Genomic DNA, 26964 nt, shown 5'->3' with positions numbered 1-26964 from the left:
GAAACCCAAGGAACCGTCAGGAGCAATGCATAGCAGATGAATTGCGGACTTCGTTCCCCGGATTCCGGTCGTCCGTGGCCAAGAACCGGGCGCCGTGCGGACGCCTGGCGGCGGCCAGTACCCGGCAGAAGGGCCCTGACGGGGCCTGACGGGGCCTAACGGGGTTCCGCACCGCGCTTCTTGAGCATGTCGGCCATGAGCCGGATCTCCGACTGCTGCGCGTCCACCATGCCCTGCGCCAGCCTCTTCTCCACCCCCACCGTGCACCGGGCGGCACACGCCTGCGCCATGTGGATACCGCCCCGGTGATGGGCCGTCATCAACCGGAGGTAGAACACCTCGGCCTGTCGGCCGCGGAGCCGGCCGAGCTTTCGCAGCTCGGTGTCGGTGGCCATGCCGGGCATCAGCGCGCCGTCCGCGCCGTCCGCGCCGTCCGCGCCGTCCGCACCGGCGGCTCCGGCGGCTCCGGCGGCTCCGGCGGCTCCGGCGGCACCGGCGGCACCGGCGGCACCGGCCTCGTCCGAGGCGGCGCTCCCCGCCCCCGCCCCCGCCCCCGTCCCCGTCTCCATCCCCATCCACGCCATCGGCGGGGCTGCCGACACCTTCGGCAGCCCCCACAGGTCCAGCCAGCCCAGCAGCATGCCGCGCTGGTTGGCCTGGGTCTGCGCGATGTCGTAGGCGAGACGGCGCACTTCGGTGTCGTCCGTGCGGTCGCGGACGATGTACGACATCTCGACGGCCTGCTGGTGATGGACCGCCATGTCCCGGGCGAACCCGGCGTCCGGGGAGTCGGCGGCCGGCACGGCGAGGGCCGGCGCCGAGGCGGCCGGGGCGCCCCCGGGGCCACCGGACCGGCCGTGCGCGCCGTCCTCGCCCGCGGCGACCCCGTAGGCGATCGCCCCGGCCGCGACCAGCGCCGTGGCCACGGCACCCGCGACCAGCCCGGCGACCCTCACTGGCCCACCCCGCCCGTACAGGCGGCCCCCGGCTCCGGCGTCTGGGGACCCTGGACGAACTTGGCGAAGAACGCGTCCACGTTCGGGTCGGCCGCGCCCGTCACCGTGCGCTGGTGCGCCCACGCCGACAGCATGATCGGGTCCTTCTGGTCGGCCACCGGGCTCATGAGCGTGTACGGCGTCCTGCGCACCTTCGCCGCGAGCGCGGCCACGTCCGCCTTGGGCGCCTTGGCGTTGTACGTCACCCAGACCGCGCCGTGCTCCAGCGCGTGCACGGCGTGCTCGTTCTTCAGCGGCGCGGTGTAGACGTCGCCGTTGCAGTTCTGCCAGACGGGGTTGTGGTCGCCGCCGACCGGGGGCTCCATCGGGTAGGTCACGGGGGCGGTGGTGTGGGTACGGCCGAGCGTGCCCTGCCAGGTCCGCACGCCGTCCGCGCCGGTGACGAAGTGGCCGGAAGCACCCTTGCCGCTCTGACCGTTCTTGCCGCTCTGGTCGTTCTTGGCGCTCTTGTCGGTCATGCCGCCCGGGGTCTGTGCCGCCGCGGACGTGCTCGCCTTCGCGGCCGGTTCCGTGTCGTCGGACCGCGACTGGACGAGCACCACGCCGCCGACGGCCAGGCCCGCGACGACGACCACGCTCGCCGCGACGGCGAGGGCGCGGTCGCGGCGCTGCCGGGCCCGGTCGGCACGGCGCATCTCCTCGATGCGCGCCTTGCGCTGCCCGGCGACGGTGCTGTCCGGCTGGTTGGCGGAGCCCATGGGGGAGCCCTTCGTGTCACGGTCGGATGGAGCGGGAGAGGAGCGGGGGGTGGAGCGGGAGGGTGGGGCGGGGAGAGGAGCGCGGGGGGCGCGGGAGGGTGGAGCGGGGAGAGGGTGCGCGCTGATGGTAGTGGGGGTGGCGGGGCGAGGGGGAGGCCTCGAAGCGTCAGAGGTGAGCCGGGGAAGGGGGACGGGCCGCGGGCTGCCCGTGGAGGGGGCCGGGCCAGAGGTGAGCGCCAGATAAGTTGAACCGCAGATGCGCATTATTTAGGCTTGCCGCATGCGGCTGCTGCGCTCCACCGACATGGCGCTGCGCGTCCTGATGCGGCTCGCCGTCGCGGGCGAGTCCAGCCCCACGACCCGGGAGGTCGCGGCGGACATGGGCGTGCCGTACACGCATGCCGCGAAGGTCGTCGCCGAACTCCAGCACCGCGGACTGCTCGCCGCCCGCCGCGGCCGGGGCGGCGGCCTGACCCTGACCGAGGCGGGCCGCGGCGCGTCGGTCGGCGCGATCGTGCGCGCCCTGGAGGGCGAGGGCGACGTCGCCGACTGCGAAGGCGCGAACCCCTGCCCGCTGAACTCCGACTGCCGGCTGCGCGGCGCCCTGCGGAGGGCCCAGGAGGCGTTCTACGCCGCCCTCGACCCGCTCACCGTCGCCGACATGGTCGCCGCCCCGACGGGCCCGCTGCTGCTGGGGCTGCCGAGCGCGCGCGGCGCGTCCGGCGCGTGACGCCGACCGGAACCGGGATCTGACCGGAACCGGGTTCTGAGCGGGCCGACATCTGACCGGAACCGGGAACTGACCGGAACCGGAATCTGACCGCTACCGGGATCTGACCGTTACCGGCCCGGGATCTGACCGGAACCGGGATCTGAGCGGGGCCGGGTTCTGAGCGGGGCCGGCATCTGACCGGACCGGTGCGTGACCGGAGCCGGTTATGCGACCGGGACCGGCATGGGACCGTAACCGGCATCCGACCGTGACCCACATCGTCAGGACGTACGCGAACGCGAAAAGCCGGCCGAAGGCGGTCGGGGGAACCACCTCCGGCCGGCAGCTTTCACGCCGGGCCGGGCCGGCCGCGCAGCCGTCGAGCCGCGCAGCCGTCGAGCCGCGCAGCCGTCGAGCCGCGCAGCCGTCGAGCCGCGCAGCCGTCGAGCCGCGCCGCCATCGAGTTGCGCAGCCATCGCGCCGTGCAGCCGTCGGGCCGCGTCAGGCCGCGTCAGGCCGCCTCGGACCACGTCAGGCCGCGTCAGCGGCCTCCTTGGCCAGCCACAGGTCCGGGCCGAAGACCTCGTAGTGGATGTCGGCGGGGGCCACGCCCTTGCCGATGAGCTGCTCGCGCACCGCCCGCATGAACGGCAGCGGGCCGCACAGGTAGGCCTGGGTGCCGGCCGGTACCGCGACCTCGGCGAGGTCGACCCGGCCGGGCCGCCCGGCGCCCGCGGCGTCCTCGTCGTACTGCTCGTAGAAGAAGACCGTGCGCGCGTCCGCCAGCTTGGCCGCGTAGGCCTCGTGGTCGCCGCGCAGGGCGTGCGTGGCGGGGGAGCGGTCGGCGTGGACGACGGTCACCGGGGCGCCGTGCCCGGCGTCGGCGAGCTGCTCAAGCATGGCGATCATCGGGGTGACGCCGATGCCCGCGGAGGCGAGCAGCAGCGGGGCGGAGGTGTCCTCCAGGACGAGGTCGCCGTACGGGGCGGACAGCTGGAGGACGTCGCCCTCGCGCACGTGGGCGTGCAGGTGGTTGGAGACCTCGCCGTCGGGGGTCGCGGCGTCGCCGCTCACCCGCTTGACGGCGAACTGCCGCTCCGGGGAGCCGGGGGCCGCGGTCAGGCTGTACTGGCGGATCTGCCGGGCGCCGTCCGCGAGGGTGACGCCGACGGAGACGTACTGGCCGGCGCGGTAGCCGGGCACCGGGCCGTCGTCGGCGGGGCGGAGCTTGAAGGTGGCGACGTCGGCCGTCTCCTCGGTCCGCTCGACGACCTTCCACTCGCGCCAGCCGGTCTGCTCGCTCTGGGCGTACAGCCGCTTCTCGATGGCTGTGAGGGCGTTGGCCATCAGCCAGTAGACCTCGGTCCAGGCAGCGGCGACCTCTTCGGTGACGGCGTCGCCCAGCACCTCGGCGATGGCGGCGAACAGGTGTTCGTGGACGATCGGGTACTGCTCGGGGACGATGCCGAGGGAGGCGTGCTTGTGGGCGATGCGGTGCAGCATCAGGTCGGGACGCTGGTCCGGGTTGTTCACCAGGTAGGTGGCGAAGGCGGCGATCGAGCCGGCGAGGGCCTGCTTCTGGGCGCCGGAGGCCTGGTTGCCACGGTTGAACAGGTCACGCAGCAGTTCGGGGTGGGCGTCGAACAGCTTGGCGTAGAACAGCTCGGTGATCTCGCCGATGGCCGCGCCCACGGCGGGCAGGGTGGCGCGGACGGTGGCTGCTGACTGCTCGGACAGCATCGTTGGACTCCTCGATGGTTCGACTGCTCGATCGCTCGTCTGATCGAAACGGTAGGGAAACTTGCATTTGAGATGCAAATTAAGCGGGCGTGGTATCGCTCACGTTTCCTCCACATGTCGGGCACTTCACATGTCGTGCACGCGGGTGCGGCTTCGGCCGTTACGAGGGGGCCGCTCAGGGGGCAAGATGGGCGGCAGAGCGGCACACCCGGCGAGGCGGCACGGCCGGGCGCGGAACAGCCGGACGATCAAGGTCCGCAACGCGTGTGAAACGGTGATGTGGTGTGATGCTCGCGTGCCCGACCGCCTCCCGTGAAGACATACGGACACAGGCGGCCTGACCAGCAAGGATGGGGAAGCGGAAGATGGACAAGCAGCAGGAGTTCGTGCTCCGGACGTTGGAGGAGCGCGACATCCGGTTCGTACGCCTGTGGTTCACGGACGTGCTGGGCTTCCTCAAGTCCGTGGCCGTGGCCCCCGCCGAGCTGGAACAGGCCTTCGACGAGGGCATCGGCTTCGACGGCTCCGCCATCGAGGGCTTCGCCCGGGTCTACGAGTCCGACATGATCGCCAAGCCGGACCCGTCCACGTTCCAGATCCTCCCGTGGCGCGCCGAGGCCCCGGGCACGGCCCGCATGTTCTGCGACATCCTCATGCCGGACGGCTCCCCGTCCTTCGCCGACCCCCGCTACGTCCTCAAGCGCGCCCTCGCCCGGACCTCCGACCTCGGCTTCACCTTCTACACGCACCCGGAGATCGAGTTCTTCCTGCTGAAGAACCGCCCGCTGGACGGCTCCCGCCCCACGCCCGCCGACAACTCCGGCTACTTCGACCACACCCCGCAGGCCATCGGCATGGACTTCCGCCGCCAGGCGATCACCATGCTGGAGTCGATGGGCATCTCGGTGGAGTTCTCCCACCACGAGGGCGCGCCCGGGCAGCAGGAGATCGACCTGCGCTACGCCGACGCGCTCTCCACCGCGGACAACATCATGACGTTCCGCCTGGTCATGAAGCAGGTCGCGCTGGAGCAGGGCCTCCAGGCCACCTTCATGCCGAAGCCGTTCTCGGAGTACCCGGGCTCCGGCATGCACTCCCACCTCTCCCTCTTCGAGGGCGACCGGAACGCGTTCTACGAGTCCGGTGCCGAGTACCAGCTCTCCAAGGTCGGCCGCTCCTTCATCGCGGGCCTGCTCCGCCACGCGGCGGAGATCTCGGCGGTCACCAACCAGTGGGTCAACTCCTACAAGCGCATCTGGGGCGGCAGCGAGCGCACCGCGGGCGCCGGCGGCGAGGCCCCGTCCTACATCTGCTGGGGCCACAACAACCGCTCGGCCCTGGTCCGCGTGCCCATGTACAAGCCCGGCAAGACCGGCTCGGCCCGCGTCGAGGTCCGCTCGATCGACTCCGGCGCGAACCCGTACCTCACCTACGCCGTCCTCCTGGCCGCCGGCCTCAAGGGCATCGAGGAGGGCTACGAACTCCCGCCCGGCGCCGAGGACGACGTCTGGGCCCTCTCCAACGCCGAACGCCGTGCCATGGGCATCGAACCCCTCCCGCAGAACCTCGGCGAGGCCCTGACCCTCATGGAGAACAGCGACCTCGTCGCCGAGACCCTCGGCGAACACGTCTTCGACTTCTTCCTGCGCAACAAGAAGCAGGAGTGGGAGGAGTACAGGAGCGAGGTCACGGCGTACGAGCTGCGGAAGCATCTGCCGGTGCTGTGAGCCCCCGCGGCGCCGAGGGGTGACGGGCCCGCGCCCGCTGGGGGTGCGGGAGCCGGGGCTCGGGGAGCGCTACAGATCCTCGGGCAGTAGCCGGAACGCCTTGTGGCCGGTCAGCGGGCGGATCATGCGGAAGTGCGCGTCCGAGGTGAACATCGCCTCGGTGCGGTAGGCCGCCGCGAGCGCGACGTTCATCGCGTCCGTCAGTCCGATGCCCTCGCCGCCGTCAGTGTCCCGGTATCCCTCCGCGACGGCGATCGCGGCGCTCAGGTGTTCGCCGACGGACGGGACTTCGAACCGGCGGGTGACCACGTGGCGTTCCACGAACCGTGCGGCCATGACAGCCTTGTCGGCTCCGGCCCTGGTGGCGACGAGGTGGTCCAGTTCGGCCAGGACCATGGGGGAGACGACGAGGTGGCTGATGCCGGCCAGCGCCTTCCGGTGCGACGCGTGGCCACTCAGCCTGGGATCCAGCAGCCGGTACAGCGCGTTGGTGCCGGCAATGGCGATCAGACTCATGAACCCGTTCCCCGGAGTGTCTCCTCGATCTCGTCATCGCCGAGGTCGGGCAGTCCGAGATCGGGAAGGTCTATCTCCCCCATGGGCTCCGTGGGGTATGGCGGGACGTCGTCCTCGCTGATCGGCACGACGCGGGCGACGGCGACGCCGTTCTTGGTGACCGTGACCGTCTCCCCCCGCGCTGCCGCGGCGAGGATCTGGGAAGACCTCTGATTGAACTCTCGGGCAGTAGTCTCCATGTACTACGTGTTACTACGTGGGGGGATTCCCCTTGAGCTGGATCAATCCCTGCTACTCTGCGTAGATGTCCGGGCGCCGGGAGCGACGGTGTCGCTCGCTGGTCCGGGAGTGCCACCGTGACGCCGGAGTCGGCCGCACCGGGTTGCAGCGGCGGTCGGGGCCGGCCCCGACCGACGGGACGAGGCGATGGATCTCTTACCGATACCGGACCCCGGCAGTCCCCGTACGCCCGACGAACTCGCGGATCTCCTGCGGGCGCTGCGCGGCTGGGCCGGGAACCCCTCGTACGCCGAACTCGCCCGGCGGATCGGCGTCGTCCGCGCGGCCCGCGGGGTGCCCGCCTCGGAACGCATGCCGGGCAGGGTCACCGTCTACGACTGCTTCCGGACCGGCCGACGCCGCATCGACATGGACCTGGTGCTGGACATCGTGACCGCTCTCGGGGTCGAGGGCCCGGCGCGCGAGCAGTGGCGCCGGGCTGTGCGGGCGATGCTGGGCCGGCCGGGCAGCGGCAGCGGGGGCCGGATCCGTACGGAACTGCCCGCACCGGCCGAACCGTTCGCCGGACGCGGCGCCGAACTGCGTGCGGTGACCGTGCCGGACTCACGCCCCGTGGTGGTCACCGGTATGCCGGGTGTCGGGAAGACCCAGTTCGCCATCAGGGCCGCCCACATGCTGGCCGCCGCCGGGCACGGCTCGCACGGCCGCCTGTTCGTCGACCTCCACGGCTACCACCCCCATCTGCCTCCGGCCGAACCCGCCGCCGTCCTCGCCGGCCTGCTCGTCGCCCTGGGGCAGCCCGCTGAGCGGGTGCACCGGCTGACCCTCCTCGCGCGCGCGACCCGCTACCGCGAACTGCTCGCCGAGCGCGACGTCCTCATCGTCCTGGACGACGCAGCGGACGACGACCAGTTACGGTCGCTGTTACCCGGCACCGGGCGCGGGGTGACGCTGGTCACCGCCCGGAACGGCCTGGTCGGGGCCGCCGGCGTGCGGCGCGTCGAGTTACAGCCGCTGGCCTGCACGGAGGTGGCCGAACTCTTCGGCCAGGTGGTCGGCGCCGACCGCGTCCGCGCCGAGCCTGAGGCCGTCGCCGAACTGGGCAGGCTCTGCGGCAACCTGCCCCTGGACCTCGCGGTCAACGCGGCGCGCATCGCCGGCACCCCGGCCTGGTCACTGGCCGACCAGGCCCGCAGACTGGCCGCACTGCCACGCGGGTCGGCGGTCAGGCCGGCCCTCGCTGCTTCCTACAGACAGCTGACCGCGACCGACCGGCGGCTGTTCCGGCTCCTCGCCCTGCATCCGGGAGGCCGGGCGGACGCCGCCTCCGCGGGCGCGCTCGCCGGACGGCCCGCCGCACAGGCGGCCGAGTCGCTGCTACGCCTCAGCCACGAGCACCTGCTCCGGCCGGTCGGCGACGGTACGTACGAATACCCGTGCCTGGTCCGGGAGTTCGCCCTGCACCTGACTGTCGAGGAAGACCCGTACTCGGTCCAGGTCGCCGCCCTGGAAGGGCTGTTCGAGCACTACAGCAGCACTGCTGCGGCGGCCGTCGCCGCCGTGTCCGGGCCCGCGCGCGACGAGCGCCGCCCCGCTCCGCCCCCGCACTTCCCGGATGCGCGATCCGCCCTCGCCTGGCTGGAGCGGGAGTGGGCCACCGCCGTCGCCGTCGCCGCCCGCGCGGCCGAAGTCGGCCGCACGGAACACGCGCGTGCGCTGTCCCGGACGCTCGGCCGCCACCTGAGGGACGCCGGTCACGGCGACGCGGCCGAGACCCTGCAACGCCACGCCCAGGACGCGCGAACGACCGCCGACCCGGCCGGGGCGCTGCCCGGCCGCGGCCTGATCCCGGAGCGCCCGGCCAGGCTCACGGAGGCGGTCCGGCGGCCCGGTGCCGCGCTGGAACCCACGTAGGCAACGCATCGTGGACGTACGGCTGTTCGGGTTCGTTCGGGATGCTCGCCCGGGACCGGCGCCCCGCGTGAGGCTGGCCCGCGTCGGCCGGCGCCGCCGGCGTGCCAGGAGCCGCACGCCCGCGCACCGGCCCGCACTCGGATCGACACGAACGTCCGACACCCGGGTAAGAAAGGGGACCTGATGAAGCGCTTCATCAAGAGGATCGTCGCCCCACTGGCGCTGGCGCTCGGCCTGGGACTGGCCCTGCCGGCCACCGCCGACGCCACACCGGCCAGCCCCCAGCCCTACGCCTACGGCTTCCTCGCCTCGCTCTCCAGACCGGCCGGCGGTGGCACGTACTACTGCATGGACGAACTGCGGCAGGTCAACGGAAACGGCCGCCCGGTCGTCCTGCGGCCCTGCGACGGCACGTGGAACCAGTTCTGGTTCTGGGACGAGAACGGCCTGATCCACAGCACCAACGACGGCCGGTGCCTGTGGGCCCACTGGGCGAGCGGCCCGAGCGACAACCCGGACGCGTCCGCCCGCGACTGCAACGGCAACGACACCCACCAGCGCTGGACCCTCGGCACCGACCGCGCCGCCTGCAACGCCGCCGGCGCGTGCATCGCGAACACGGGCATGCCCGGACCGCGCAACTCCTACCACCTGTTCGGCCACGGGGTGAGCCCCGCTCCCGACGCCACCCTGCAGTTCGACTGGCACCACTCCGACAGCAACACCCCGATCAACCCCGACAACTAGACGCCGCAACGGGGTACGGGCCCCGGCACGCCGAGCGGCGGCCGGGGCCCAGCCCATGGGAGACGGGGACGTGCAGCGGGGTCCGGGGCCGGACTCAGACCCCGCGCACCAGCGACACGAACCCGCCCCAGGCCTCCGGGGTGACGGCCAGGCGGGGGCCGTAGGTGTTCTTCGAGTCGCGGATGTGGATGGTGGCGGGGGATATGGCCACTTCCACGCACGAGTTCCCGTCGGGGCCGTCGCTGTAGCTGCTCTTGAACCACTGCGGCTCGGAGCCGGCTCCTGTGGAGGCCTTGCGGATCATGATTCTCCCAGCAGTTTCTCGATGAAGGCCAGCGACTCCCGGGGCGTGAGAGCCTGCGCCCGGATCGTGCCATAGCGCAGCTCAAGGATGCGCAGTTGCCTCGGATCCGTCGTGGGGCGGCCGTGATACGCGCCGTCGGAGCGGCCCACTGCCGTGCCGTCGGTGAACTTGAGTACTTCGATCTTTCCGTCGAGCCCAGGGTGGGCCTCGGTGTCCGTGGGCATCACCTGGAGCGTGACGTGGCGCAACCGCCCTGCCTCCAGGAGGTGTTCGAGCTGCCGACGCCACACCATTGTGCCGCCGACGGGCCGTCGAAGCGTGGCCTCCTCCTGGACGAAGCTGAGGGACGGAGCGGGCATGCGCTCGAAAATGGCCTTTCGTGCCATGCGGGCGGCGACCATGCGCTCCACCTCGTCGGGCGAGTAAGCGGGCTGCCAGGCCTCGAAGAGCGCCCGGGCGTGTTCCGGGGTCTGCAACAAGCCGTGGATGCTGAGCCCGACATAGACGCCGATCTCGACCGCCCGCGCCTCCATCTGCGCAAGGTCCCGCACCCTCTTCGGGTACCGGACCTTTCGCACGTCCTCTTTCATCGCGGCGATGAGACCGCCCGCGTCCAGCAGCTCGTCCGCCAGGTCCAGGTACTCGGGGCGCGGGATCCGTCTGCCGGACTCGACCTTGTAGACGAGGTCCTCGCCGTACCCGGTGGCCACCGCGAACTCACAGGCCCGCAGCCCGGCCGCCTCCCGCCGCAGCCTCAGCTGCCGTCCCACCGTGGCCACGACCGCCAGCGCCCAGTCGTCGTCCGGGTCCACCTCCCAGCCCGGCTCGTCCGTCTCCTCCACCGCACCGTCCACCGGCATCCGCCGCACCCCTCCTCGTACGCGCCGTTCGCGCCGTACGCGTCCTATCGCGATGTGGCTCACCGTAGAGAAGGAGGCAACCATCAGTGATGGAAACCGGGAAGTTCCACCCGCGAGCGCGGAGACGCCCCGCAGCCGACCCCTCCCGCTCCCGCTAGGCTCTGGCCAGGGCAGGCGGGATTCGACGGGAGGCCGGGATGACGGCGCCGGGGCGTAGGAGCAGTACCTTCACTCGGCTGCTGCGGCACGGCTTCACCGATGCCTCCGCCGCCGAGCGGCTGCTGGACAGCCCGGAGCTGGCGCCGGTGCGCAACGACCCGGTGCTGCTGGAGGCGCTGGGCGCCACCGCCGACCCCGACCTCGCCCTGGACGGGCTGGTGCGGCTGCTGGAGGCGCAGCCCTCGCCCACCGCCCGGCGGGAACTGCTCGACACGGTGATAGCGGCCAAACCGCTGCGCGACCGGCTGCTCGGCGTCCTCGGCGCGTCCGTCGCGCTCGGCGAGCACCTGGCCCGGCACGCCGGGGACTGGCACGCCCTCGTCACCTACGAGCCGCACGACCTGCACCCGGGGGTCGCGGAGTTCGAACGCGGGCTCGCCGAGGCCTGCGACCCCGTCGCCCTGCGCGTCGCCTACCGCCGCTGCCTGCTGTCGATCGCGGCGCGCGACGTGTGCGGCACCACCGGCGTCGCCGAGACCGCGGCCGAACTGGCCGACCTCGCCACCGCCACGCTGCGCGCCGCTCTGCGCATCGCCGCCGCCGAGGCCCCCGAGGACGCCGCGCGGTGCCGGCTCGCCGTGATCGCCATGGGCAAGTGCGGCGGCCACGAGCTGAACTACGTCTCCGACGTCGACGTCATCTTCGTGGGGGAGAGCCCGGAGGAGGGCGGCGCGGACGAGACCGAGGCGCTGCGCGCCGCCACCCGGCTGGCCTCGCGCATGATGCGCGTCTGCTCCGAGACGACCGTCGAGGGCAGCATCTGGCCCGTCGACGCCAACCTGCGGCCCGAGGGGCGCAACGGACCGCTCGTACGGACCCTGAGCAGCCACGTCGCCTACTACCAGCGGTGGGCCAAGACCTGGGAGTTCCAGGCGCTGCTGAAGGCCCGCCCGGTCGCCGGGGACGAGCGGCTGGGCGCCGAGTACGCCGCCGCGCTCTCCCCGTTGGTCTGGCAGGCCGCCGAGCGGGAGAACTTCGTCGCCGACGTGCAGAAGATGCGCCGCCGGGTCATCGAGAACATCCCCGTCGGCGAGGTCGAGCGCGAGCTGAAACTCGGGCCCGGCGGGCTGCGGGACGTCGAGTTCGCCGTGCAGTTGCTCCAGCTCGTGCACGGCCGCGCCGACGCCTCCCTGCGCAGCGGCACCACCCTGGACGCCCTCCAGGCCCTCGCCGCGGGCGGCTACGTCGGCCGCGCCGACGCCGGCCGGCTCGACGAGGCCTACCGCTTCCTTCGCTTCATGGAACACCGCATCCAGCTGTACCGGCTGCGCCGCACCCACCTGCTGCCCGAGGACGACGCAGGCCTGCGCCGCCTCGGCCGCTCGCTCGGCCTGCGCGCCGACCCGGTGGCCGACCTGACCCGCGAGTGGAAGCGGCACACCGGTGTCGTACGGCGCCTGCACGAGAAGATCTTCTACCGGCCGCTGCTCGACGCGGTCGCCCAGCTCGCCCCCGGCGAGGTCCGGCTGAGCACCGAGGCGGCCCGCGAGCGGCTGGTCGCGCTCGGGTACGCCGACCCGGCCGCCGCCCTGCGCCACCTGGAGGCGCTGGCCTCGGGCGTCACCCGCAAGGCCGCCATCCAGCGCACCCTGCTGCCCGTGCTGCTCGGCTGGTTCGCGGACTCCGCCGACCCGGACGCCGGGCTGCTCAACTTCCGCAAGGTCTCCGACGCGCTCGGCAAGACCCCCTGGTACCTGCGGCTGCTGCGCGACGAGGGCGCCGCCGCCGAGAACCTGGCCCGCGTGCTGTCCGCCGGACGCCTCGCCCCCGACCTGCTGATGCGGGCGCCGGAGGCGGTGGCGCTGCTCGGGGACGGCGGCGGCGACGGCGGCGGCCTCGGACCGCGCGGCCGGGCCCAGCTGGAGCAGGAGATCCTCGCCGCCGTCGGCCGCGCCCAGAGCGCCGAGCAGGGCGTCACGGCGGCGCGCGGGGTGCGCCGGCGGGAACTGTTCCGCACCGCCGCCGCCGACATCGTCGCCTCCTACGGCACCGAGGCCCAGCCCGCCGAGACCGACCCGGGCCCGCTCGTGGACCGGGTGGGCGCCGCCGTCTCCGACCTGACGGCGGCGACGCTCGCGGGCACCCTGAGGGCGGTCGTGCGCGAAGGCTGGGGGGACACGCTGCCGACCCGGTTCGCCGTCATCGGCATGGGCCGCTTCGGCGGTCACGAACTGGGTTACGGCTCCGACGCCGACGTGCTGTTCGTGCACGAACCCCGGGAGGGCGCCGACGAGCGCGAGGCCGCGGACGCCGCCAACCGGGTCGTCGCGGAGATGCGCAGGCTGCTCCAGATCCCGAGCGCGGACCCGCCGCTGCTCATCGACGCCGGCCTGCGCCCCGAGGGCAAGTCCGGGCCGCTGGTGCGCACCCTGAAGGCGTACGAGGCCTACTACCGGCGCTGGTCGCTGGTGTGGGAGTCGCAGGCGCTGCTGCGGGCCGAACCGGTGGCCGGGGACGAGGAGCTGGGGCGGCGGTTCACCGAGCTGATCGACCCGCTGCGCCACCCGCGCGGCGGCCTCGGCGAGGACGCGGTGCGCGAGATCCGGCGGCTGAAGGCCCGGATGGAGTCCGAGCGGCTGCCGCGCGGCGCCGACCCGAAGCTGCACACCAAGCTCGGGCCCGGCGGGCTGTCCGACGTCGAGTGGACCGTGCAGCTGCTGCAACTGCGGCACGGTGCCGAGCTGGCGGGGCTGCGCACGACACGGACCCGGCAGGCGCTCGCGGCGGCCCGCGCGGCCGATCTGGTCTCCGAGGAGGACGCCGTCGTCCTGGACGAGGCGTGGGTGCTCGCCACCCGTGTGCGCAACGCGGTGATGCTGGTGCGCGGGCGGGCGGGCGACACGTTCCCCACCGAGCCGCGGGAACTGGCCGCCGTGGGCCGCTACCTCGGCTACGGGCCCGGTCACGTCGGCGACATGCTGGACGCCTACCGGCGCACCGCGCGCCGGGCCAGGGGTGTGGTGGAGACGCTGTTCTACGGCACGTGAGCGGCCGGGGCAGGGGCCTACGCCCGTGCCGCCGCCTGCCGGGCCGCCCTCGGCAGGGTGTGCGGCAGGGCGCCGTACCAGGCCCGCGCGACGGCGAAGCCGAAGGCGAGGCAGGCCGCGCCGCCGACCGCGTCCAGCCAGAAGTGGTTGGCGGTCGCGATGATGACGACCAGGGTGGCCGCGGGGTAGAGGGCGGCCAGGACGCGTGCCCAGGGCAGCGCGGTCAGGGCGAAGATCGTCAGGCCGCACCACAGGGACCAGCCGATGTGCATCGACGGCATCGCGGCGTACTGGTTGGACATGTGCTTGAGGTCGCCGGAGGCCATGGAGCCCCACGTGTGGTGGACCTGGACGGTGTCCACGAAGCGGCCGCCCGTCATCAGGCGCGGCGGCGCCAGCGGATACAGGTAATAGCCGAGCAGGGCCACGCCCGTGGTCGCGAAGAGGGCGAGGCGGGCCGCCGCGTACCGGCCCGGATGGACGCGGTAGAGCCACACCAGGACGCCCACGGTGATCACGAAGTGCAGGGTGGCGTAGTAGTAGTTCATGCCGACGATCAGCCAAGTCACCGAGTCTGCGGCGTGGTTGACCGCACGCTCGACGGCGATGCCCAGGTGGTGCTCGGTGCGCCAGACCCAGCGGGCGTTGCGCAGGGCCGCCGCCTTCTGCTCCGGGACCGCGTTGCGGATCAGCGAGTACGTCCAGTAACTGACCGCGATCAGCAGGATCTCGAACCAGAGGCGGGGCCGGCGCGGGGCGTGCGGCCGCCGGGCGGGCGGGGTGCGTTCGTCGACCGTGACGGGGTACGGAAGGGCCTCTTCGGTACCCTCCGGTCGAGTCACGGCCGTATCACCCATAGGCACAGAGTCTGCCAGAAAAGCCCTCTTGCGCCGCTCATCCCCCGGCCGGGCCCCGCCCGCATGTTCCCCGCGGGAGCCGCCCCGGGGGAGCGCCCCGGGAGCCGCCTGCTAGGACCGGGCCCCCGGCGCCGACGCCGTCGAGCCGCGGACCACCAGCTCGGGCATGAACACGAACTCGCTGTGCGGCGCGGGCGTCCCGCCGATCTCCTCCAGCAGTGTGCGCACCGCGGCCTGTCCCATCGCCGGGACCGGCTTGCGGACCGTGGTCAGCGGCGGGTCGGTGAAGGCGATCAGCGGGGAGTCGTCGAAGCCGACGACGGAGAAGTCCCGCGGGACCGCCAGGCCCTGCTGCCGGGCCGCGCGGATGGCGCCGAGCGCCATCATGTCGCTGGCGCACACGATCGCGGTGCAGTCCCGCCCGATGAGCGCCGTCGCGGCGGCCTGACCGCCCTCCAGCGTGTAGAGGGAGTGCTGGACCAGCTCCGTCTCGACGGCGTCGGGGGCCAGTCCGAGCTGGTCCTGCATCGCGCGGACGAAGCCCTCTATCTTGCGCTGCACCGGCACGAACCGCTTCGGCCCGAGGGCCAGGCCGATCCGGTTGTGGCCCAGGGAGACGAGGTGGGTGACGGCGAGCGTCATGGCCGCCCGGTCGTCGGGGGAGATGAACGGCGCCTGCACCTTCGGCGAGAAGCCGTCGACCAGGACGAACGGCACGCCCTGGGCGCGCAGCCGCTCGTAGCGCTCCATGTCGGCCGTGGTGTCCGCGTGCAGCCCGGAGACGTAGATGATGCCCGCGACCCCGCGGTCCACCAGCATCTCGGTCAGCTCGTCCTCCGTGGACCCGCCCGGGGTCTGGGTGGCGAGCACCGGCGTGTAGCCCTGCCGCGTCAGCGCCTGCCCGATGACCTGGGCGAGCGCCGGGAAGATGGGGTTCTCCAGCTCCGGGGTGATCAGGCCGACCAGCCCCTCGCTGCGCTGGCGCAGCCGCACCGGACGTTCGTAGCCCAGCACGTCGAGTGCGGCGAGCACGGACTGGCGGGTGGTGGCGGCGACGCCCGGCTTCCCGTTCAGGACGCGGCTGACGGTCGCTTCGCTCACCCCCGCCTGCGCAGCGATGTCGGCAAGCCGTGTGGTCACAGGAGTGGACTGTACCGGTTGCATGTCAGGCTGCCCACCAGACGGCGCAGTCCCCGGGAAGTTGCGTCAAGTCGGCCCCGGGCTCGACGTCGGAGCTGGCCAGCAGGAGTGTGCCGGGTGTGGCCACGGTGACGGGTGAGGCGGTGAGGTTGACCGTGCAGACGAAGGAGCCCTCGTCGGTGTCGCGGCGGAAGACGAGCACGCCCTCGGGGCTGTCCAGCCAGGTGATCTGGCGGCCGGCGCCCAGCGCCGGGTGTTCGCGGCGGACGGCGAGCGCGCTGCGGTAGAACTCCAGCGTGGAGCCCGGGTCGCCCTCCTGCGCCTCGACGGTCAGGGTCCGCCAGTCGGCGGGCTGCGGCAGCCAGCTCGGGCCGCCCTCGACGGGACCGAAACCGAACGGCGGGAGCTGCCCGGACCAGGGCAGCGGCACCCGGCAGCCGTCGCGGGTGCCGTCCTGGCCCGAGCTGCGGAAGAACGCCGGGTCCTGGCGGACCTCGTCGGGCAGGTCGACGACCTCGGGCAGGCCCAGTTCCTCGCCCTGGTAGAGGTACGCCGAGCCGGGCAGCGCCAGCATCAGCAGCGTCGCCGCCCGGGCCCGGCGCTGACCACGCGCCTCGTCCCCTTCCGCGAGGCGCGTGGAGTGCCGTACGACGTCGTGGTTGGAGAGCACCCAGGTGGCGGGCGCGTGCACGGCGTTCATGGCGCGCAGCGAGCGGTCGATGACGTCACGCAGTTCGTCCGCGTCCCAACCGGTGGTCAGGTAGGAGAAGTTGAACGCCTGGTGCAGCTCGTCGGGGCGCAGGTACAGGGCGCTGCGCTCCACGGTCGGCGTCCACGCCTCGGCGACCGCGATACGGTCCCCGGCGTACTCCTCCAGGATGCGGCGCCAGCTGCGGTAGATCTCGTGCACGCCGTCCTGGTCGAAGTACGGGACGGCCTGCGTGCCGAGCAGCTTGACCTGCTCGTCGTGGCCGATGTCGGGCAGCCCGGCGGCCTTGACCAGGCCGTGCGCCACGTCGATGCGGAAGCCGTCGATGCCCAGGTCCAGCCAGAACCGCAGGATGGAGCGGAACTCGTCGTGCACGGCCGGGTGGTCCCAGTTGAAGTCGGGCTGCTCGGGTGCGAACAGGTGCAGGTACCACTGGCCCGGGGTGCCGTCCGGCTCGGTCACCCGGGTCCAGGCGGGGCCGCCGAAGATGGACTCCCAGTCGTTGGGCGGCAGTTCGCCGCTCTCACCCTTGCCGGCGCGGAAGTGGAAGCGGTCGCGCAGCGGCGAGCCGGGGCCCTCGCGCAGCGCCTGCTTGAACCACTCGTGCTGGTCGGAGCAGTGGTTGGGGACGACGTCGACGATGACCCGAAGGCCCAGCGCGTGGGCGTCGCGGACCAGGTCGTCGGCGTCGGTGAGGGTCCCGAACATCGGGTCGATGGCCCGGTAGTCGGCGACGTCGTACCCGGCGTCGGCCTGCGGGGAGGCGTAGAACGGCGAGAGCCAGACGGCGTCGACCCCGAGCTTCTTCAGGTACGGCAGGCGGGCGCGGATGCCGGGCAGGTCGCCCATGCCGTCGCCGTTGCCGTCGGCGAAACTGCGCGGGTAGACCTGGTAGATGACCGCGTCGCGCCACCACTCCCGGCGCCCGGGGGCGGCGGCGGAGGCTTCGGTGGGGACTGTGTCGGTGACGTGCTGGGTCATGGATTCCCTTAGGGGTACGAGGGGAACGACGAAGGCGCTGGTCCGGCGGGCGGGGCCGGGGTCGCGGCCGGGCGCCGGGGGCCGGCCCGCGGGGCCGGCCGGGGAGCCGGGTGCGCTCAGGACTTGGTGCCGCCGGCCGTCAGCCCGGAGACCAGGCTGCGCTGGACCAGCATGAACACGAGGGCCGCCGGGATGGTGATGATGATGGCCGTGGCGGAGGTCCACGCCCAGTCGGGGCGCTGGTCCTGCGCGAAGGTGCGGATACCGACGGCGAGCGTGTAGTGGTCGGACTGCATGAACTGCGTCGCGTAGGCGACCTCGCCCCAGGCGGTGAGGAAGCTGTAGAACGCGGTCACCGCCAGGCCCGGCTTGGCCAGCGGCACGATCAGCCGCCAGAACGTGCCGATCGGGGTGAGCCCGTCCACCCGGCCCGCCTCGTCTATCTCCTTGGGGATGGTGTCGAAGTAGCCCTTCATCATCCAGGCGCAGAACGGCACCGCCGTGGTCGCGTACGCCAGGATCAGCCCGAAGTAGTTGTCGAGCAGGTGCAACTCGGACATCAGCAGGTACAGCGGCACGATCAGTACGATACTGGGGAACATCTGGGTGACCAGGAACGTCCACATCAGCTGCCGGCTGCCCGGGAACTTCATGCGGGACACGGCGTACCCGGCGGTCGAGGCGAGGAAGACGCCGAGCAGGGTGGTGCCGCCCGCCACGATGACGGTGTTCAGGAACCACTTGGCCAGGTCCGAATGGGCCAGGACGTCGCTGTAGTTGTGCAGGCTCAGGTGCTTGAGCACCTGCCCCGGCTCCTGCCAGGCGTTCTTCGGGCCCAGCGAGATGAACAGGATCCACACCACGGGGAACGCGGCGATCACGGTGGCGAGGATCAGCGTGCAGTGCAGGACGACGGAGGCCCAGGGGCTGCGTTCCTCCCGGCCGCGCACCTTGCGCGGGCGCGCGGCGGCGACGGCGGGGCGGGCGGGGGCGGCAGCGGGCGTGGCGGCGCCGGTCTCGTGCGTTGCTGCGGTCATGGCGATGGCTCCTTACGCCTGCTCGGACTTCAGGGTGCTGCGGCGGTAGAAGGTCGAGAAGGCCAGCAGGAGAGCGAGGATGATGATGCCGTAGGTGGCCGCTCCCGCGTAGTCCGAGATCCCGTTGAAGGCCTTGTGGAAGGCGAAGGTGACGAGGATGTCGGTGTCGCCGGTGGTGTTGTTGCCCAGCAGCAGGTAGATGACGTTGAACATGTTGAACGTCCAGATGCAGCCCAGCAGGATCACCGTGCTGGAGACCGGCTTCAGGCCGGGCAGCGTGACGTTGACGAAGCGCTGCCAGGGGGAGGCACCGTCCATCTCGGCGGCCTCGTACAGCTCCTTGGGGATCGACTGGAGACCGCCGAGCAGGGCGACCATGTTGAAGGGGATGCCGATCCAGACGTTCACCATGATGACGGCGATCTTCTGGGCCAGCGGGGTGCCCAGCCAGTTCTGCGCAGGCAGGCCGAAGGCCGTGATGACGTCGTTGAAGACGCCGTACTGGGAGTTGAGCATCAGCCGCCAGGCGAAGACGCCGATGAACGACGGGACGGCCCACGGCAGGACCAGCATCGCGCGGTAGAAGCCCCGCAGCCGCATCTTGCGGTTCAGCAGCACGGCGAGCGCCATGCCCAGGCCGACCTGGAGCACCACGCAGCACACGGTCCACACGACCGTCCACACCAGGCGCGGGTAGAAGTCGCCGTCCGCGCCCGACAGGACGTGCCAGTAGTTGTCGAGGCCGACGAAGACGTAGGTCGCCGGGCGGTGGAAGGCGCCGATGGTGGTGGCGACGTTCGACTCGTTCGCGTTCGTCAGCGACTGGTAGAAGCCGTACCCCAGCGGATACAGGACCAGCAGGGTGATGACGATGGCGACCGGGGCCACCATGGCCCAGGCGTACCAGTACTTGTCCCAGGATCGCCTGAGCGCCGAGGCACGTGCGGGGCGCGGGGACCTGTCGCCGCTCGCTGTCTTGTGGGTCTGTCCGGTGCTCGCTGCGGTCGTCATACTCATCGGCTCTTTCGCGGACGAAGTCGGGTGGTTCCGCAGCCCCGGGGAGCCCCGGTCGGGGCGGCAGCGGGGAGTTTCTTCCCCCGGGGCTGCGTGTCCTTCGGTTGCCGTAGGGCTACGGCGGGCCGCCGCACGGCCATGGCCGGCTGCCGTACGGCGGCGGCACGGCCTGCGGCGGGCGCGGGTCAGCCGATGGAGAAGCCGGGCAGGAGCTTCTGGAACTCCTTGGCGGTGGAGTCGAGACCGCTCTTGACCGACTGGTCGCCCTGGAGGATCTTCACGTAGTTCTGCTGGAGCGGGGTGAAGAGCGAGCCGACCTGCGGCAGGGCCACGCGCGGGCGGGCGGTCTGCTCCAGGATCGGCTTGAAGCCGGCGATCTTGGCGTTCGCGGTGACCTCGCCGGTGTACGCCGACTTGCGGGTCGGTAGGGTGCCGGTGCCCTTGGCGATGGCGATCTGGCTCTCGGTGGAGGTCATGAACTGGGTGAACAGGTAGCTGGCGTCCAGGTTGCTGGAGCCCTGGTACACCGTGAGGTTGTGGCCGCCGGTCGGTGCCTGGGCCTTGCCGCCGGCGCCGGCCGGGACGTTCGCGAAGCCCAGGTTGGCCTCGTCGCCCTTGAACGCCGAGCCGGTCAGGTCGTCGCTGACCGACCAGGGACCCTGGATCAGCATGGCGACCTTGCCGTTCTTGAAGGCGGTCTGCATGTTCTGGTACGCGTTCGCGAAGTCGACCTTCATCGAGGCCTCGTCGTTGATCTTCTTCGCGGTGGTGAGCGCGGTGACGGCGGCCTCGTTGCTGATGGTGATCTTCTTGCCGGACGGGTCGGCGAGGTCCGCGCCGTTGCTGTAGAGCAGCGGGAGCAGGAAGTAGGAGTCGGGGTTGACGTAGGTGCCGTAGGCCCCGGTCTTCTGCTTGATGGTCTTGGAGTCCGCCACGAACTCGTCCCAGGTGGCCGGCGGCTTGTCGATGCCGGCCTGCTTGAGGAGCTTCTTGTTGTAGAGCAGGCCGAGGGTGTCGGTGACCGACGGGACTCCGTAGGTCTTGCCGTTGTACTTGGCGGTGTTCAGCGGCGTGGCGTTGAAGTCGGAGGTGTCCTTGAGGGCCGCGGTGCCGTCCAGCGGGGCGATGTAGCCCAGCGAGGCGTACTCGGCCATCAGGCCCACGTCGGTGCGGACCACGTCGGGCGCGCCCTTGCCGCTCTTGGCGGCCGACTTGAACTTCTGCTCGACGTCGGTGAACGGAACGCTCTGGTAGTTCACCTTGATCTTCGGGTACTTGGCCTCGAACTGCTTGACCAGGGCCTTGTACGTCGGGGCTTCGGTCGCCGCGTCCGAGGTGTCCCAGTACGTGATCGTCCCGGAGATGTCCTTGGGGTCCTTCGGCTTGCTGGACGAGTCGCTGCCCGACCCGCCGCAGGCCGAGGCGGCCAGCGCGACCACGGTGACCGCGGCGGCGATCGATATGCCACGTCGCATATGAACTCCCTAGATATGGGTGCCCGGATCATCCCTTGGGAGACCGCGGGTGCCGTCTGTCCCGATCGACGGCCGCCGGGCGCGGGAGGAACGTAGCAAGGCTGCAATCCCTTGCGAAAGACGTTGCAAGAAAATTTCCGCAAGATCCTGCAAGCGTGACGTTTTCGTTACCGCCAGGTGTCGTGGTCGGTCGCGGGCGGTCACGTACCGCCTCGCACCCTAGCGGGCGGCGGGCCGGTCGGGGAGGGGTTGCTCCTCGCCCGCCTCCGCTTTCCCCGCCGCGCCCACACCGCCCCGCCGGCGCGGTCCGGCTCGCGCCGCGGGCGCCCGGGAACGAGGGGCCGGCCGCCGTCACCGGACGCTCCGTCAGGGCGGGCTGCCCGCGGCTGCCGTACCGCTCTGCCGGGCGTCGGGACCCGCACGGCGGGCGGAGGGTGGGTGTCGGGCCTCCGCCGTGAAAATTCTTGCCACGGTTTTCAAGACCCTTGCTGTAAACGATTCGTCGGGGTTACGGTCACGCCCGGCGTCCGGCCACGAAGCCGAACCGCGGCGCGGGCACGGACCCGATCGAGCCGTCACCGCAAGGAGTTCACGCTCGTGATACCCAGATGGCCGGCGCCCCTCAGGCGCCGCTTCCTGACGACAGGTCCCGGCGGACGGGCCAGACGCGTCGCGGCCCTCGCCGCCGCCGCACTCGCCGCCACCCTCGTCCAGCCGCAGGCCGCCAGGGCCGCCGCACCCGCCGCGCCCCCCGCGCCGCCCTCGAACGCGCGGCTCGCCGCCGTGCCTGCCCGGCACGAGGCCACGCGCGAGCAGTTCTACTTCGTCATGCCCGACCGCTTCGCGAACGGCGACCGGTCCAACGATCGCGGCGGACTGACCGGCTCCCGCCTCGCCACCGGCTACGACCCCACCGACAAGGGCTTCTACCAGGGCGGCGACCTCAAGGGCGTGACCCGTCGGCTCGACTACATCAAGGGCCTGGGCACCACCGCCATCTGGCTGGCGCCGATCTTCAAGAACCGGCCCGTGCAGGGCACCGGCAGCGCCGCCTCCGCGGGGTACCACGGTTACTGGATCACCGACTTCACCCAGGTCGACCCGCACTTCGGCACCAACGCGGACCTGACCACCCTCATCGCCAAGGCGCACGCCAAGGGCATGAAGGTCTTCTTCGATGTCATCACCAACCACACCGCCGACGTCCTCACCACCACGGACCAGTCCCACGCGTACCTCTCCAAGGGCGCCTTCCCGTACCTGACGAAGGACGGTCGGCCCTTCGACGACACCGACTACGCGGACGGCACGGCGAAGTTCCCCGCCGTGGGAACCTCCTCCTTCCCGCACCCCCCGGCCGTCGCCCCCGCCGAGAAGAACCTCAAGGTCCCCGCCTGGCTCAACGACCCGGCGATGTACCACAACCGCGGCGACTCCACCTTCGTCGGCGAGAGCGCCCTCTACGGCGACCACACCGGCCTGGACGACCTGTGGACCGAGCGCCCCGAGGTCGTCAGCGGCATGGAGAAGATCTACGAACGCTGGGTGCGGGACTTCGACGTCGACGGCTTCCGCATCGACACCGTCAAACAGGTCGGCATGCAGTTCTGGACCCAGTGGGCCACGGCACTGGACGCCTACGCCGCCCGGCACGGCCGCCCGAACTTCTTCATGTTCGGCGAGGTCCTCTCCGCCGACGCCTCCGTGACGTCCCCGTACGTCACCCGGGGCCGCCTGGACGCCACCCTCGACTTCCCCTTCCAGGACGCCGCCCGCGCCTACGCCTCCCAGGGCGGCAGCGCCCGCAAACTCGCGACCGTCTTCGGTGACGACTACGAGTACACGACCGACAAGGCCAACGCGTACGAGCAGGTCACCTTCCTCGGCAACCACGACATGGGCCGCATCGGGTCCTTCCTGAAGCAGGACGACCCGAAGGCCTCCGACGCCGAACTGCTGCGCAGGGACCGGCTCGCCAACGAGCTGATGTTCCTCAGCCGCGGCAACCCGGTCGTCTACTACGGCGACGAACAGGGCTTCACCGGCGCCGGCGGCGACAAGGACGCCCGCCAGACCATGTTCGCCTCCAAGGTCCCCGACTACCTCGCCGACGACGAGATCGGCACCGACCGCACCCACGCGAGCGACTCCTACGACACCACCGCGCCCCTCTACCGGCAGATCGCCGAACTGTCCCGGCTCCGCAAGGCGAACCCGGCCCTCGCGGACGGCGTCCAGACCGAGCGGTACGCGGCCGACGGCCCCGGCGTCTACGCCTTCACGCGCACCGACGCCAAGAGCGGCGCCGAGTACGTCGTCGCCTTCAACAACGCGGGCGAGGCGAAGACCGCCGGCTTCGCCACCGGCTCGGCGGACATGACCTACCGGGGCGTCTACGGCACCCGGGCCACCGTGACCTCCGGCGCCGACAACCGGGTCACCGTCACCGTCCCGGCCGGGTCCGCCGTCGTCCTCAAGGCGGCCGGGCGGCTCGACGCCCCCGCCGCGAAGCCCGCCGTCACCCTGACCGCCCCGGCCGCCGGCGCCACCGGCACCGTCGACCTGAGCGCCGACGTCACCGGCGGCCGGCTCAACCGGGTCGTCTTCGCCGCCCAGGTCGGCAACGGCCCCTGGAAGGTGCTCGGTTCCGCCGACCACGCGCCGTACAAGGTCACCCAGACCCTCGGCACGGACGTACCGGCCGGGACCGCGCTGCGCTACAAGGCGGTCGCCGTCGACACGGCCGGGCACACCGCGAGCGCCACCGCCGCCTCCGCCGCAGGCACCCCGCCGTCCCCCGAGGTCCCCACCGCATCCTCCCGCGACTACGCGATCGTCCACTACAAGCGCGCCGACGGCGACTACGCGGACTGGGGCCTGTACGCCTGGGGCGACCTCGCCGACGGCGAGGCGACCACCTGGCCCGCTGCCCACCCGTTCACCGGCCGCGACGCCTACGGCGCCTTCGCCTACGTCAAGCTGAAGCCGGGCGCCTCCGGCGTCGGCTTCCTCGTCATCGACAAGGACGGCAACAAGGACGTCGCCGCCGACCGGACCATCGACGTCACCAAGACCGGCGAGGTCTGGATCGAACAGGGCGAGGACACCGTACGGACCGAGCGGCCCACCGCCGACTACCCGGCGCAGGACCAGACCAAGGCCGTCATCCACTACCACCGCGCCGACGGGAACTACGACGGCTGGGGCCTGCACGTGTGGACCGGCGCCGCGCAGCCCACCGACTGGTCCGAGCCCCTCGCACCCGTGCGCACCGACGCCTACGGCGCGGTCTTCGAGGTCCCGCTCGCCGACGGCGCCACCAGCCTCAGCTACATCGTCCACAAGGGCGACGAGAAGGACGTGTCCCAGGACGGGGCGCTCGACCTCAAGGCGGCCGACGGCCACGAGGTGTGGCTGCTCGGCGGCCGGGCCGAACCCCTGCTGCCGCAGCCCGCGGGCAGCGCCGCCGACCTGGACCTGTCCACCTCCGAAGCCGTCTGGATCGACCGCGACACGGTCGCCCTGAACGGCTCCGCGGGCGCCGCCTCCACCCAGCTGGTCTACTCCCACGACGGCTCGATCACCGTCAAGGACGGGACGCTGACCAGCGACGACGAGCGCTGGCTGCGGCTCACGCAGACCACGCTGAGCGATGCGCAGAAGGCGAAGTTCCCGCACCTGAAGGACTACACCGCCTGGTCCGTCGACCCGCGCGACCGCGGCCGGGTCCGCGAGGCGCTGCGCGGCCAGGTCGTCGCCTCGCAGCGAGCCGCCGACGGGGCCGTGCTCACGGCGACCGGCGTCCAGCTCGCGGGCGTCCTCGACGACGTCTACGCCACCGCCGCCGCCTCGGCCCGGCTCGGCCCGGTCTTCCGCCACGGGCGGCCCACCCTGAGCGTGTGGGCGCCGACCGCGCAGAGCGTCGCCCTGGAACTGGACGGCAGGGCCGTCGCCATGCGCCGCGACGACACCACCGGCGTGTGGTCGGTGACCGGCCCGGCGTCCTGGAAGGGCAAGCCGTACCGGTACGTCGTGAAGGTGTGGGCACCCAGCGTGCGGCGGATCGTCACCAACAAGGTCACCGACCCGTACTCGCTCGCCCTCACCGCGAACAGCGGGCGCAGCCTCGTCGTCGACCTGGACGACCGCCGGCTCGCCCCCGGCGGCTGGTCGCACCTGGCCAAACCCGAGGCCGTACCGCTGCGCGACGCGCAGATCCAGGAACTGCACATCCGCGACTACTCCACCGCCGACAAGACCGTCCCGGCCCGGGACCGGGGCACCTACCTCGCCTTCACCGACCAGGGCAGCGACGGCTCCCGGCACCTGCGGGAGCTGGCGAAGGCGGGCACCTCCTACGTCCACCTGCTGCCGGCCTTCGACATCGCCACCGTCCCGGAGAAGAAGACCGACCAGGCCACCCCGGCCTGCGACCTCGCCTCCTACCCGGCCGACTCCGACCAGCAGCAGAAATGCGTCTTTGCCACCGCGGCGAAGGACGCCTACAACTGGGGCTACGACCCCTTCCACTACACGGTTCCCGAGGGGTCCTACGCCACCGACCCCGACGGCACCGCCCGCACGCTCCAGTTCCGGCAGATGGTCAAGTCCCTCAACCAGGACGGCCTCAGGGTCGTCATGGACGTCGTCTACAACCACACGGCGGCCAGCGGCCAGGCCGCCACGTCCGTCCTGGACCAGGTCGTGCCCGGCTACTACCAGCGGCTGCTGGCCGACGGCTCCGTCGCGAACAGCACCTGCTGCGCCAACACCGCGCCCGAGAACGCCATGATGGGCAAGCTCGTCGTCGACTCCGTCGTCACCTGGGCCAAGGAGTACAAGGTCGACGGCTTCCGCTTCGACCTCATGGGCCACCACCCCAAGGCCAACATCCTCGCGGTCAGGAAGGCACTGGACGCCCTCACGCTGAAGAAGGACGGCGTGGACGGCAAGAAGATCATCCTCTACGGCGAGGGCTGGAACTTCGGCGAGGTCGCCGACGACGCCCGCTTCGTGCAGGCCACGCAGAAGAACATGGCGGGCACCGGCATCGCCACCTTCTCCGACCGGGCCCGCGACGCGGTGCGCGGCGGCAGCCCCTTCGACGCCGACCCCGGCGTCCAGGGCTTCGCATCCGGCCTCTACACCGACCCGAACTCCTCCACGGCCAACGGCACGAAGGCCGAGCAGAAGGCCCGCCTGCTGCACTACCAGGACCTGATCAAGGTCGGCCTGAGCGGCAGCCTCGCCGGGTACCGCTTCACCGACTCCGACGGCAAGGAGGTCACCGGCGCCCAGGTCGACTACAACGGCGCGCCCGCCGGTTACGCGGACGCACCCGGCGACGCCGTCGCCTACGCCGACGCGCACGACAACGAGACGCTGTTCGACACCCTCGCCTACAAACTGCCGAAGGACACCTCCGCCGCCGACCGGGCCCGGATGCAGGTCCTGGCGATGGCCACGGCCGCGCTCTCGCAGGGCCCCGCGCTCTCCCAGGCCGGCACCGACCTGCTGCGCTCCAAGTCCCTGGACCGGGACTCCTTCGACAGCGGTGACTGGTTCAACGCCATCCACTGGAACTGCGCGGACGGCAACGGCTTCGGCCGCGGCCTGCCGATGGCGGCCGGCAACCAGGCCAAATGGCCCTACGCCAAGCCGCTGCTCACCTCCGTCAAGGTCGGCTGCCCGCAGATCCAGGGCGCCTCGGCCGCCTACCGGGACCTGCTGCGGATCCGTACGAGCGAGAAGGCCTTCTCCCTCGCCACGGCCGCCCAGGTGCAGTCCCGGCTGTCCTTCCCGCTGTCCGGCAAGGACGAGACCCCCGGCGTGATCACCATGAAGCTCGGCAACCTGATCGTGGTCTTCAACGCCACGCCCGAACAGCGGAGCCAGCACGTCCCCGGCCTCACGGGAGCCCCCTACCGCCTGCACCCGGCCCAGGCCCACGGCACGGACCCGGTGGTGAAGACCGCGACGTACACCCCGAGGACCGGCACCTTCACGGTCCCGGCCCGGACGGTGGCGGTGTTCACGAACTAGGGTGACCCCGTCGTCATGGAAGTCGTCGT

The 26964-nt window shown here is 71.9% G+C and carries 19 protein-coding genes; 6 read left to right on the top strand and 13 right to left on the bottom strand.

The window, feature by feature from the left end:
• Nucleotides 1-155 precede the first annotated feature (155 nt).
• Complete coding sequence (locus AB0G56_RS13995; RefSeq protein ID WP_360968516.1) at nt 156-956, bottom strand: DUF305 domain-containing protein; 801 nt, start codon at nt 954-956, stop codon at nt 156-158.
• Nucleotides 953-1714, bottom strand: a complete 762-nt coding sequence (locus AB0G56_RS13990) for a DUF3105 domain-containing protein (protein ID WP_360968513.1) — start codon at nt 1712-1714, stop codon at nt 953-955. Before AB0G56_RS13990 ends, AB0G56_RS13995 begins: the two co-directional genes overlap by 4 nt.
• 280 nt (nt 1715-1994) lie before the next feature.
• Here AB0G56_RS13990 and AB0G56_RS13985 point away from each other — a divergent pair, with 280 nt between their 5' ends.
• Nucleotides 1995-2444, top strand: coding sequence for an Rrf2 family transcriptional regulator (locus tag AB0G56_RS13985; protein WP_360968510.1), 450 nt, complete (start codon nt 1995-1997; stop codon nt 2442-2444).
• 513 nt (nt 2445-2957) lie between these two features.
• Here AB0G56_RS13985 and AB0G56_RS13980 read toward each other — a convergent pair.
• Nucleotides 2958-4166 (bottom strand): globin domain-containing protein, encoded by a 1209-nt coding sequence (locus AB0G56_RS13980; protein ID WP_360968508.1) that lies wholly within the window; start codon nt 4164-4166, stop codon nt 2958-2960.
• A gap of 365 nt (nt 4167-4531) precedes the next feature.
• Here AB0G56_RS13980 and glnA point away from each other — a divergent pair, with 365 nt between their 5' ends.
• Nucleotides 4532-5893, top strand: a complete 1362-nt coding sequence (gene glnA, locus AB0G56_RS13975) for a type I glutamate--ammonia ligase (protein ID WP_037855769.1) — start codon at nt 4532-4534, stop codon at nt 5891-5893.
• Nucleotides 5894-5962: 69 nt separating this feature from the next.
• Here glnA and AB0G56_RS13970 read toward each other — a convergent pair whose 3' ends face one another.
• Nucleotides 5963-6409: a PIN domain-containing protein gene (locus AB0G56_RS13970; protein ID WP_360968505.1), complete on the bottom strand. Its 447-nt coding sequence runs from the start codon at nt 6407-6409 to the stop codon at nt 5963-5965.
• The gene (locus AB0G56_RS13965) at nt 6406-6648 is read right to left on the bottom strand and encodes a type II toxin-antitoxin system prevent-host-death family antitoxin (RefSeq protein ID WP_360968502.1); all 243 of its coding nucleotides are present in this window, start codon (nt 6646-6648) and stop codon (nt 6406-6408) included. Before AB0G56_RS13965 ends, AB0G56_RS13970 begins: the two co-directional genes overlap by 4 nt.
• 187 nt (nt 6649-6835) lie before the next feature.
• On the opposite strand from AB0G56_RS13965, the gene AB0G56_RS13960 reads away from it, so the two are divergent.
• Both AB0G56_RS13960 and AB0G56_RS13955 read left to right on the top strand, forming a co-directional pair.
• Complete coding sequence (locus tag AB0G56_RS13960) at nt 6836-8563, top strand: hypothetical protein (protein ID WP_360968499.1); 1728 nt, start codon at nt 6836-6838, stop codon at nt 8561-8563.
• A gap of 183 nt (nt 8564-8746) precedes the next feature.
• Nucleotides 8747-9310 carry a ricin-type beta-trefoil lectin domain protein gene (locus AB0G56_RS13955; RefSeq protein ID WP_360968496.1) on the top strand — a complete coding sequence of 188 codons (564 nt, stop codon included), beginning with the start codon at nt 8747-8749 and terminating at the stop codon, nt 9308-9310.
• A 94-nt stretch (nt 9311-9404) separates the two neighbouring features.
• Here AB0G56_RS13955 and AB0G56_RS13950 read toward each other — a convergent pair whose 3' ends face one another.
• Together AB0G56_RS13950 and AB0G56_RS13945 are read right to left on the bottom strand one after the other, a co-directional pair.
• Nucleotides 9405-9614, bottom strand: a complete 210-nt coding sequence (locus AB0G56_RS13950; RefSeq protein WP_360968493.1) for a DUF397 domain-containing protein — start codon at nt 9612-9614, stop codon at nt 9405-9407.
• Entirely contained in the window at nt 9611-10474 is an 864-nt protein-coding gene (locus AB0G56_RS13945; protein WP_360968490.1) for a helix-turn-helix transcriptional regulator, read from the bottom strand. Before AB0G56_RS13945 ends, AB0G56_RS13950 begins: the two co-directional genes overlap by 4 nt.
• Nucleotides 10475-10671: 197 nt before the next feature.
• Between AB0G56_RS13945 and AB0G56_RS13940 the strand changes: the two genes are divergently transcribed.
• Nucleotides 10672-13680 carry a bifunctional [glutamine synthetase] adenylyltransferase/[glutamine synthetase]-adenylyl-L-tyrosine phosphorylase gene (locus AB0G56_RS13940; RefSeq protein WP_360968487.1) on the top strand — a complete coding sequence of 1003 codons (3009 nt, stop codon included), beginning with the start codon at nt 10672-10674 and terminating at the stop codon, nt 13678-13680.
• A gap of 17 nt (nt 13681-13697) precedes the next feature.
• Here AB0G56_RS13940 and AB0G56_RS13935 read toward each other — a convergent pair whose 3' ends face one another.
• The 6 genes from AB0G56_RS13935 to AB0G56_RS13910 form a co-directional block, all read right to left on the bottom strand.
• Nucleotides 13698-14537 carry a phosphatase PAP2 family protein gene (locus AB0G56_RS13935; protein ID WP_360968484.1) on the bottom strand — a complete coding sequence of 280 codons (840 nt, stop codon included), beginning with the start codon at nt 14535-14537 and terminating at the stop codon, nt 13698-13700.
• Between the two features lie 111 nt (nt 14538-14648).
• Nucleotides 14649-15677, bottom strand: coding sequence for a LacI family DNA-binding transcriptional regulator (locus tag AB0G56_RS13930; RefSeq protein WP_360968481.1), 1029 nt, complete (start codon nt 15675-15677; stop codon nt 14649-14651).
• Nucleotides 15678-15702: 25 nt separating this feature from the next.
• Nucleotides 15703-17367: a glycoside hydrolase family 13 protein gene (locus AB0G56_RS13925; protein WP_360968479.1), complete on the bottom strand. Its 1665-nt coding sequence runs from the start codon at nt 17365-17367 to the stop codon at nt 15703-15705.
• 116 nt (nt 17368-17483) lie between these two features.
• Nucleotides 17484-18404, bottom strand: a complete 921-nt coding sequence (locus tag AB0G56_RS13920) for a carbohydrate ABC transporter permease (RefSeq protein ID WP_360968476.1) — start codon at nt 18402-18404, stop codon at nt 17484-17486.
• Between the two features lie 12 nt (nt 18405-18416).
• The gene (locus AB0G56_RS13915) at nt 18417-19415 is read right to left on the bottom strand and encodes a sugar ABC transporter permease (RefSeq protein WP_360968474.1); all 999 of its coding nucleotides are present in this window, start codon (nt 19413-19415) and stop codon (nt 18417-18419) included.
• A 188-nt stretch (nt 19416-19603) separates the two neighbouring features.
• Nucleotides 19604-20893 (bottom strand): extracellular solute-binding protein, encoded by a 1290-nt coding sequence (locus tag AB0G56_RS13910; RefSeq protein WP_360968471.1) that lies wholly within the window; start codon nt 20891-20893, stop codon nt 19604-19606.
• Nucleotides 20894-21490: 597 nt separating this feature from the next.
• Here AB0G56_RS13910 and pulA point away from each other — a divergent pair.
• Nucleotides 21491-26935, top strand: coding sequence for a pullulanase-type alpha-1,6-glucosidase (gene pulA, locus AB0G56_RS13905; RefSeq protein WP_360968468.1), 5445 nt, complete (start codon nt 21491-21493; stop codon nt 26933-26935).
• Nucleotides 26936-26964 lie beyond the last annotated feature (29 nt).

The organism is Streptomyces sp. NPDC021356 (assembly GCF_040641015.1).
Classification (GTDB): domain Bacteria; phylum Actinomycetota; class Actinomycetes; order Streptomycetales; family Streptomycetaceae; genus Streptomyces.
This window is presented reverse-complemented; position numbering and strand designations above follow the sequence as displayed.